Here is an 8,684-nt window from a genome sequence, read left to right on the forward strand (position 1 = left end):
GACGGCATGACCAGAAGGTCTATGCCGTCCTCTTTTCATGCCAATTTGTTCGCTCTGGCGCCCGCTCGCTGGCATTGCCAAAACATCGACGTTGCCGTGGTCCTAAGTAGTCATTGGGGACGTTTTTGTTTGACTAGTCGTTTAAGAACGTCCCCGATGACTATTTGAATTGCTAATTTGTGCGGGTTGTGGTTTTGTGACCTGCTGAAATTTAGGATACTGTACATCTGTACGTTAACTCATCTTCGTAGTATATTGCTATCCGCAAAACTCAACACCATTGTGCTTTGAGACGTTAAAGCGCCTACTACAATGGTTGTCGATAGTACGATTCGATTCAACGACAGGATGGATGGTCCAAGCGTGAGCCTCGGCAGCAAACTATCCAATGCAAAGGTGTCCTCTGCGATATTTAAGCGCGACATTAAGCGACTGCTTGTGAACCCCGTCGCCCTGGTGGTTACCCTAGGCGTGTGCGTTATTCCCTCGCTGTATGCCTGGTATAACATCGTGGCAAACTGGGATCCGTATGGAAACACCCAAGGCATCAAGATTGCTATCGCCAACAACGATCGAGGCACCCAAAACGACTTGGTGGGTGAGCTCAACGCTGGCGACAAAGTGGTCGACCAGCTCAAGGAGAATCATCAGTTGGGCTGGACGTTCGTCGACTCGACGGCCGATGCCAAGGAGGGCGTCGAGAGTGGTGAGTACTATGCGGCCATCGTAATCCCCAAGAACTTCTCGGATAACCTGGTTTCGATGCTCGACGGCAACTACCATCAGCCCAAGCTTACGTACTACGTCAATGAGAAGAAGAGCGCCATTGCGCCCAAGGTTACCGATACCGGTGCAAACACCATCGAGGAGCAGATCAACTCGGAATTTGTCTCTACGGTAGGCAAGACTGTTGCCGGTATCGCCAAGGATGCCGGTGTCGATTTAAAGGACAAGGCAACCCAGACTCAGGACTCGCTGGCAAGTTCGGTGTCCGAGGCGTCCGACACCTTGGGCGAGGTGCGCGATTCGATTGGCGATATGAATGCCGCCATCGATAAGACGAGTGGCGCTATCGCCTCGGCTGATGCGGCACTTGCCGGCTTGCAAGGCCAGGCACCGTCGCTGACGCAGGCGATCTCCCAGGGCAACGACCTGCTGAGCGAAGCTCGCACCACGGCGGGCAACTCCATCACCTCGCTCTCCAAGGCGCTCTCGGAAGGCAGCCTTGCGCTCACCAAGACGTCGGCCTCTGCGAACGCTGCCATCGGCAAGCTGACGGGCGCGGTTACATCTACGACCACCCGTATCGACAACTCGCTCGAGTCTCTTCAAGCGACGATCGACCACAATAAGGCCGTTATCGGGCACTTGGAGATTCTCGCCAATGACACGTCGACAGGTTCCGAGGAAATTGACGCGCGCATTGTATCGACCATCGATTTGCTTCGAGAGCAGAATGAAAAGCTTCAGAGCATCAAGGACGGTCTGTCTGCGCAGTCGAGCGCCATGGCGAATGACGCCGCGGCTGTCTCGGGTGCCAGCGACGCTATCAATAACGCAATTCAGACCGGTGCGACCAACCTTGGCCAGGCCCAGACGGACCTGGGTCAAAACGCGCTGCCGAAGGCCTCGAGCGCGCTTGATTCCTTTGCCGCCGTCTCGGGTGATTTGACGGGTATCGTATCTGGCCTCACGCCCACGATTGCAAGCGCGCGCGGTACGCTTTCGCGGCTTAACGCTACGCTCGGCCAGGCCAAGACCACGCTGTCCCAGACCGATTCCTCGCTTGCCAAGGTCCAGGACAAGCTTGCAACCGCCGCCAATGACATCGCGGCGCTGCAGACCTCCGAGTCCATGGGCGAGCTGGCCGATCTGATGGGCGTCGATGTCAATGACGTGGCAGATTTCATGGCGTCTCCGGTTGAGTTGACGTCCAAGTCAATCTATCCGGTCAAGAGCTTTGGCTCGGGCATCGCTCCCTTCTACACCAATCTGGCGCTTTGGGTGGGCGGCTATGTGCTCATCGCCATTTACAAGCTCGAGGTCGACCGTGAAGGTGTTGGCAGCTTTACGGCGCGCCAAGGCTACTTTGGCCGCTGGTTGCTCATGGTGATCCTGGGCGCGTTGCAGGCCATCATCGTTACGGTAGGCGATCTGGTGATTGGCGTGCAGTGCGTCAGCCCGCTGCTGTTCGTGCTGGGCGGCATCGCCATTTCGTTCACCTACGTCAATATCATCTATGCGCTGTCCACCACGTTTAAGCATATCGGCAAGGCTATCGGCGTCATTCTCGTCATCGTGCAGATCCCGGGTTCGTCGGGCATGTACCCCATCGAGATGATGCCCGGCTTCTTCCAGTGGCTGCACCCGCTGCTGCCCTTTACCTACGGCATCAATCTGCTGCGCGAGACGGTCGGCGGCATGTATTCGTTCAACTACCTGTTTAACCTGTGCATTCTGGGCGTGTTCTTGATCGTGGCGCTCTTTATCGGCCTGCAGCTGCGTCCGCTGCTGCTCAACCTTAACCTGCTCTTTGATAAACAGCTCTCCACGACCGGTATGATGATTTGCGAGTCCAACGACCTGCCGCGCCAGCGCTACTCGCTGCGCACGGCCATGCGCGTCATGCTCGATTCCGATTCGTACCGTCGCGAACTGCTCGATCATGCGGTCGCCTTTGAACATCGCTACCCGTACTACATCAAGGGCGGTTTTGCCGCCGTGGTGGGCGTTCAGGTCCTGCTCTTTGTCCTGTCGACGGTTCTCGATATCGACAATAACGGCAAGATCATCCTGCTTGTCATTTGGATCATCTCGGTTATTGCCATCTGCGGCTGGCTTATCAATATCGAATATATCCGAGCGAGCCTCAATACCCAGATGCGCATCTCGGCGCTTTCGGATGAGGACCTGCGTCGCGAGATGCGCGAACACACGGCCGCCATTCCTGCCGCCCGCCACATGTTTGGCCTCAACGCCAGCGAGCGTGGTGCCAAGGGCGGCGATCAGTCCACGGGCCGCTTGCCGCATATCGGCTCGCACCATAAATCTCAGGGCAGCGACAGCACAGCCACAAATGATGGAGATACCACCGCGCTTGGCAAGCACTCCAAAGGAGGTGAGGCATAAATGAAGAACATCCTGCATCTGTTTAAGCGCGATGTCCAAAACGTGTCTCGCTCCGTGATCGGCTTGGTTGTCGTGATGGGCCTCATTATCGTACCGTGTCTGTACGCGTGGTTTAACATCGCCGGCAGCTGGGATCCGTACGGCAACACCGGCAATCTTAAGATCGCCGTGGTCAACACCGATGAGGGTTACGAGAGCGATTTGATCCCCGTCGAGGTTAACGTGGGCGAAAACGTGACCGCCACCCTACGCGGCAACGAGAGCTTCGATTGGGTTGTGCTCAACAATCGCGAAAAGGCTATCGAGGGCGTTAAGTCGGGCGCGTACTATGCTGCCGTCGTTATCCCCAAAACGTTTAGCGCTGACATGATGACGCTTTTCTCGACCGACGTGAAACACGCCGATATCGAGTTTTACGAGAACCAGAAGGCCAACGCCATCGCGCAGATCGTGACCGAGAAGGGTTCGAGTGCCGTTCAGAGCCAGGTTAACGAAACTTTTACCGAGACCATTACGAGCATCGGTCTTAAGACGGTGTCCAGCCTGCTCGATTACATGAGCACCGACCAGGTCAGCAACTTTATCGCCAACCTGTCCTCGACGCTTGGCGATTCGGTCCAGGACCTGCAGGACATTCAGGCCAGCGCAACGTCGCTTGCGGGCATTTTGAGCTCCACGTCCGATTCTCTGACTTCGGCGAGCGGTATGCTCAAGCAGACGGGCGCGGTCGATGAGTCGACGAAGCAGCTGATGGAGCATGCCAAGAGCGGTATGAGCGATTCCAAGGAAGCGCTGAAGGACGCCAACGACGCCATCAATGCCGCGATTGACGGAAGCGCGGGCTCGTTTGACAACGTGTCCGCCGAGCTTGCGAAGGCATTCGATGCCGCGAATCAACATGTCGACCTTACGGTGTCCCAACTCAACGATGCCGCGGCGGCGCTCAACACGCGTGCCGACGATATCGACGCCACTGCTGACCAGCTCCGCAGCTTTGCCGATCAGGTGACTGACGAAAAGCTTCAGGACAGCCTCAAGTCTGTGGCAACATCGCTGAGCAGGATCGCGGTGGAGTATCGCAATAACGCCAAGGACCTGACGGCAACCGCAAAGTCCCTTTCTGACAGCATGGCAGAAGTTAACAAGTCGCGTGCCGAGGTCGATCAGGCAATCGCGGATGCCAAGGCTGGTATCTCGGGCGCCAAGTCCGACTACGATTCCACGTTTTCGGTTAAGGCCAAGGAGCTCAAGAAGACCGTCTCGGGCGTTTTGGATTCGCTGAACAGCATCTCGGACGACCTGAATAGCGCCGTAGACGGCTTGACCGACGCATCTGGTTCGCTGGCAAAGGGCCTCTCTAAGGCCGCAAGGCTGGTCAACAAGGCTTCCGATCAGCTGGGTGAGGCATCGGACAAGATCAGCGCGTTTAAGGACGAGCTTGACGGTGCCCTTATGTCGGACGATCTGGCCACGATCAAGACAATGATCGGCAACGACCCCGAGGGTTTGGCCGCGTCGCTTTCCGGCCCCGTCGCGCTCGATCGCAAGCCGGTCTATCCGATCCGCAACTACGGTTCGGCCATGGCACCGTTCTACACGATTCTGTCGCTCTGGGTCGGCTCGATCGTGCTGGCGGCCATGATGAAGGTCTCGGTTGACGACGAACTCATCAATGAGCTGATCCCCGTGCGCTTGCACGAGATCTACCTGGGCCGTTACCTGTTCTTTGGCGGTCTGGCCCTGCTGCAGGCAACGCTCGTGTGCGCGGGCGACATCCTGTTCTTTGGCATCCAGTGCGACAACCCGCTGCAGTTTGTGCTGGCGGGCTGGGTCGCGAGTCTCGTGTTCTCCAATATCGTCTACACGCTTACGGTGTCGTTTGGCGATATCGGCAAGGCGCTCGCCGTCGTGCTGCTGGTCATGCAGGTCGGCGGTTCGGGCGGCACGTTCCCCATCGAGATGACCGGCCCCGTGTTCCAGGCGATCTATCCGTTCCTGCCGTTTACTCACGGCATCAACGCCATGCACGCCGCCATGGCCGGTGCCTATCATATGGAGTACTGGGTTGAGCTGGGTATTCTGGCGAGCTATCTGATTCCGTCGCTGGCACTGGGCGTCGTCTTCCGCCGCCCGGTCATCAAAGCCAACGACTGGATCATCGAAAAGCTGGAGTCGACAAAGCTAATTTAGTGCGGCAACGTTAACGCTGATGTAGCACTAATGCCAGCGAGCGAGCCGCATTTGCGCCAAGGTGACGTGAAATGAAAGGGCGCTGACCTTCTGGTCGCGCCCTTGAAATTGAACGTCAGATTGGCGTGAATGCGGCTCGCGCAGCGTCGGCCGGTCCGCCGTTCGGTAGAACGGCGGAACAAAACGCTTTAGTGGGCTGGATTGCGATGCAACGCTGGTTGTTGCTACAGTAGCGGGGCGTGCCGGGGGTCCGGTGCGCCCCGTTTTTATTTGACCATGAGGCGGCACGCAGCCATACGCGTGCGGACACCACGCCCAGATTGAGTGTGAGGATGTTCCATGGCCCAATACGCTGCCAACGAAATCGAGAATATGCCCGATAGCCCTGTAGCCCGCGAAGACCTAGGTGCCGGCGGTGCCTCTCGCGGTGCCGGTGCGCGCTCGCCGCTGTTCTGGAAGGTCTTGCTGCTTTCGGTGGCGGTCATCTGGGGCTATTCCTTCACCACCATGAAGGATGCGCTCGATACCATTCCGGTGTTCGAGCTGCTCTACATTCGTTTTCTTCCGGCGTCGTTGGTCATGCTTGCCATCTTCCACGAGCGCATTGTTGCCCATTTCAACGCTCGAAACCTGATTGTTGGACTTGGCATGGGCGCGCTCATGTGGGGTGCCTACGGTTTGCAGACGATCGGCCTGGCACAGACCACGGCGGGCAAGAGTGCATTTTTGACGGGCACGTACTGCATCTTGGTTCCGTTTGCGAGCTACGTTCTAAGCGGCGAAAAGCTTACCCGTTACAACTTGGGCGCCGCGTTGCTGTGCCTGGCGGGCATTGGTCTGGTGGCGCTCGATAGCGTCGAGTTCAATGTCGGCGATGTCATCACACTGGGCGGTGCGGTCTTCTTTGCCATCCAGATGGCGGTGACCGCCAAGTATGGCCGCAAGATGGACATCAACGTCATCACGTTTTGGATGTTTGTGGGCAACGGCGTGCTGAGCCTGATCTCGTCGCTGCTATTCGAGACCCAAGCGCCGCTGTCCGTTTGGACGCCGAGCTTTATCAGTGTGATGGCGTTTCTCTCGGTGGGCTGCACATGTGTGGCTCTGCTCATCCAAAATGTCGGCCTGGCGCATGTTCCGGCCTCGACGGGCTCGCTGCTCCTTTCGATGGAGTCGCCTTCGGGTGTGCTGTTCTCGGTGCTGCTGATGGGGGAGGCGCTCACCTCGCGCCTGCTCGCCGGCTTCGCGCTCATCTTTCTTTCGATTATCTTGAGCGAGACGCATTTCGATTTTTTGCGTCGAAAGCCGCGCCCGCAATTGTAAACAATTTGTTGCGCCGCCTCCCGGGGCGGCATTTTTTATGCGTCGCCCTTAAAGTAGTACCTTGCACTTTACGCTATCAAAGTGCTTGCTGCAAAAACGTTACTGGAGGGCATCTATGGCACCAGCACTGTCCGATCTTCAACCGCAATCAGCGCCCAAGGCCACCGCGGCGGCGCAAGCCGCCATTGGCGACAGTCTGGTCAAAGAGGCTCAAACTTTTGCCGATGAGCTTGCCGCATGGCGTCACGATCTGCATCGGACGCCCGAACTTGGTAACGACCTCCCGCAGACCTCTGCGTATATCCAAGCGCGCCTGGCCGAGATGGACATCCCGTTTGCCACGCTCGTCGATGGTTCCTGTGTTGTGGGCCTTGTCGGTGCCGGTGCCACCGCGGCCCAGGGCAATGGCGTCTGCACGGACGAACAGGCCGGAACGGTCATTATGCTGCGTGGCGACATGGATGCCCTGCCCGTTGCCGAAGAGTCGGGCGAGCCTTTCGCCTCTACGAACGGCTGCATGCATGCTTGCGGTCACGATATGCACGCGACGGCGCTGCTTGGTGCGGCGCGCTTGCTCAAGGCCCGCGAGGCCGAGCTTGTCGACGCCAACGCTACCGTCAAACTGCTGTTCCAGCCGGGCGAGGAGACCTTTGAGGGGGCACGCGCTGCCATCGCCGACGGCTTGCTCGAGAACCCGCGTCCTCAGGCGGCTTTTGCCATGCATGTTAACAGCCAATCGCCGCTCGGCCTGGTGCTCTATGGGAGCCCGGCGCTTTCGGGCGTGTACGGTTTCCGCATCACGCTGCAGGGCAAGGGCGGACATGGCTCGAGCCCCGAGATCTGCATCGACCCCATCACGGCCGGCGTCCATGTGCACCTGGCGCTTCAGGAGCTCATTGCTCGCGAAGTGCCGGCGGCCAAGGAGGTCGCACTGACCGTGGGTAAGTTTGCCGGTGGCCAAGCGGCCAACGTCATTCCCGACACCTGCGTGCTCGAGGGAACGCTGCGCGGCTTTGATGTTGAGCTCATGGCTCACCTAAAGACCCGCATCGCGGAGGTCGTTAACGGCGTTGCCACGACCTATCGTACGCCGGCGACCATCGAGACACTTTCGGATGTTCCGCCGCTTGTACTCGACAGCGATATGACTCAGGCGTCGCTTGGCTACGTGGGCGCAGTGCTGCCCAAGTCGGCTTTCTTGCCGCTTTTCCATGCCATGGCGAGTGAGGACTTCGCGCTTATCTCGAGCGAGATTCCGAGTGCGTACTTTACCGTGGGCGCGGCCGTAACCGACACGGACGAACACTTTGCCCAGCACCATCCCAAGGCACGTTTTAACGATGCCGAGCTGCCGCTCGGTGCTGCGGCTTATACCGCCGTCGCTTTGGGCTATATCGCCGACCACCGGTAGCATCCAACCTTGCCTTTCAAGCCTGCGGGCATGGCCGTAAGGCCTATGCCCTTGTCTTTCAAGGCAATCTTGGGCACTACCGGCGCCCGGCGCAGGCTATTCGTTTTTTAAAAGGAGCGGTATGTCCCAGCAACGCAAATTCTTCCCCGGCTGGCTCGTGGTGACCTCCGGCTTTGTGATCATGGCCACGTGCTACACGATTTTCGTCAACTGCATGAGCCTGTTCCAGCCGCTGATCGTCAGCAACCTCGGGATTACGCTTGCCCAGCACAACGTCTCCAATGCGATCTCCACGGTGGTGAGCGTTATCGGCTCACTTGTCATTGGCCATGTTGCCGATAAAGTAAGCGGCCGCGTTTTTGGGTTCCCCTCACTGTAATCGCCACCTCTGCCGTTCTTGCCGGCATGAGCTTTGTCGGTGAGCTATGGCAGGTCTACGTGCTTTTCTGTTCGCCCCGTTCTGTCTGTGGCTGCCCTGGAAGCCGAATGGATGCTCGTACCATCATTCTGTTTCCAAGGCGGCCACGGGGCCTACGAAATGATCCGTTTTCCTCCGTCCCCAAGGGGTCGCGTGATCCGAAGGGGACGGAGGAAAAGGGATCACAAACAGCGGCGGCGCGTCTGGCCGAAC

The 8,684-nt window shown here is 58.2% G+C and carries 5 protein-coding genes; all 5 read left to right on the forward strand.

The genetic code is table 11. The features are described 5' to 3' along the window. Window positions 1-363 precede the first annotated feature (363 nt). The 5 genes from PMX21_RS09495 to PMX21_RS09515 all read left to right on the forward strand — a co-directional run bounded on the left by PMX21_RS09495 (window position 364) and on the right by PMX21_RS09515 (window position 8,432). On the forward strand, window positions 364-3,129 hold the full coding sequence (locus PMX21_RS09495; protein ID WP_271759241.1) for a YhgE/Pip domain-containing protein: 2,766 nt from the start codon (window positions 364-366) through the stop codon (window positions 3,127-3,129). Beyond that, window positions 3,130-5,319: a YhgE/Pip domain-containing protein gene (locus PMX21_RS09500; protein WP_271759242.1), complete on the forward strand. Its 2,190-nt coding sequence runs from the start codon at window positions 3,130-3,132 to the stop codon at window positions 5,317-5,319. It abuts the gene before it with no gap. Window positions 5,320-5,658: 339 nt separating this feature from the next. Then, entirely contained in the window at window positions 5,659-6,642 is a 984-nt protein-coding gene (locus tag PMX21_RS09505; protein WP_271759243.1) for a DMT family transporter, read from the forward strand. A gap of 115 nt (window positions 6,643-6,757) precedes the next feature. Further along, window positions 6,758-8,053 carry a M20 family metallopeptidase gene (locus tag PMX21_RS09510; RefSeq protein WP_271759244.1) on the forward strand — a complete coding sequence of 432 codons (1,296 nt, stop codon included), beginning with the start codon at window positions 6,758-6,760 and terminating at the stop codon, window positions 8,051-8,053. A 121-nt stretch (window positions 8,054-8,174) separates the two neighbouring features. Beyond that, window positions 8,175-8,432, forward strand: coding sequence for a hypothetical protein (locus PMX21_RS09515; protein WP_271759245.1), 258 nt, complete (start codon window positions 8,175-8,177; stop codon window positions 8,430-8,432). Window positions 8,433-8,684 lie beyond the last annotated feature (252 nt).

Origin of the sequence: Collinsella aerofaciens, from assembly GCF_028209885.1 — a bacterium.
Classification (GTDB): Bacteria; Actinomycetota; Coriobacteriia; order Coriobacteriales; family Coriobacteriaceae; genus Collinsella; species Collinsella aerofaciens_BA.

Bases quoted from the DNA above. Each gene is read 5' to 3' on its own strand.
- PMX21_RS09500 (WP_271759242.1), top strand. From the start codon at position 3,130: ATGAAGAACATCCTGCATCTGTTTAAGCGCGATGTCCAAAACGTGTCT.
- PMX21_RS09505 (WP_271759243.1), top strand. From the start codon at position 5,659: ATGGCCCAATACGCTGCCAACGAAATCGAGAATATGCCCGATAGCCCT.
- PMX21_RS09510 (WP_271759244.1), top strand. From the start codon at position 6,758: ATGGCACCAGCACTGTCCGATCTTCAACCGCAATCAGCGCCCAAGGCC.
- PMX21_RS09515 (WP_271759245.1), top strand. From the start codon at position 8,175: ATGTCCCAGCAACGCAAATTCTTCCCCGGCTGGCTCGTGGTGACCTCC.